This window comes from Vibrio sp. Vb1554 (genome assembly GCF_033344235.1).
In genome coordinates, this window is the sequence record NZ_JAWPOJ010000478.1 from 1 (window position 1) to 1028 (window position 1028).

The 1028-nt window shown below is 43.1% G+C and carries 1 pseudogene; it reads right to left on the reverse strand.

What is annotated here, in order from left to right:
- Positions 1-1028, reverse strand: a pseudogene (locus tag R8N28_RS27205) (NAD-glutamate dehydrogenase domain-containing protein); the annotation flags it as partial.

The window sequence follows — 1028 nt, forward strand, 5'->3', positions numbered from 1 at the left end:
ATCGACTCTTTTAATCTGTCGTCCCAAGAGGTAGAAACTTCCATTAGATTCTGCTCGATTTTTTTCACGTCTACATCAATGTTGTTATTGTCTACACGAACAATGTAATGCGTTCTTGCCAATGGGCTTTCAGAGAAGAACGTCGTAAATTCAACTTCTTGTTCACAGCCAAAATACTGCTTAAGAATGCGTTGAGTTTGGCGGCGGAGTTCCGTGTTGTAACGGTCTTTCGTTACGTACACCATGCAGCTGAAGAAACGACCGAACGGGTCTTTGCGTACGAACAAACGCAGCAAGTCGCGGTCTTGCATTTGTACTACGCCCATGCCGACTTCAAGCAAATCTTCTTCGTTCGCTTGTAGCAGTTCATCACGTGGGTAGTTTTCAAGAATATTATGCAGCGCTTTGTAGGAGTATGAACCGCGGCGGTAACCACTTGCTTCTAAGATACGATCTACTTTTTCTCGAATTAGAGGAATGCTGTGAACAGCTTGGTTGTATACCGCGGATGTGTACAAACCAGTGAAGCGGTGCTCGCCAATTACTTTGCCATTTTCATCAAACTTTTTGATGCCGATGTAGTCGGTGTAAGCAGGACGGTGGATACGAGACGCTTGATTGCCTTTCGTAATGATCAAAGCGTAAGGTTTTTTCGCTTCTAGTCTTGCTGAATCAGACAATTCAGACAATTTAACGCTGCGAATGCGCTTTTCATCAGCAAACAGACCTAGGCCTTTTTCTTTTGCTGGTCGTAGTTCCGTATCACCGTTTATTTCCGCTAAGTCATAATCTTTGTAACCCATAAAGGTAAAGTTATGATCACCAAGCCAACGTAAAAATGCGATGGTTTCATCCAAACGATCGGTTTTCATCGAAACACGATCTTTGTTTTTTTCAAGATCATCTGTAACGATCTTGAGTTTGTCGACCATTGGCTGCCAGTCATTAACGACTAGGCGTGTATCAGACAGGATGTTCAGTAACTCTTCTTTAAGAGCTTGCATCTCTTCTTTACTTGTTAGGCGGTC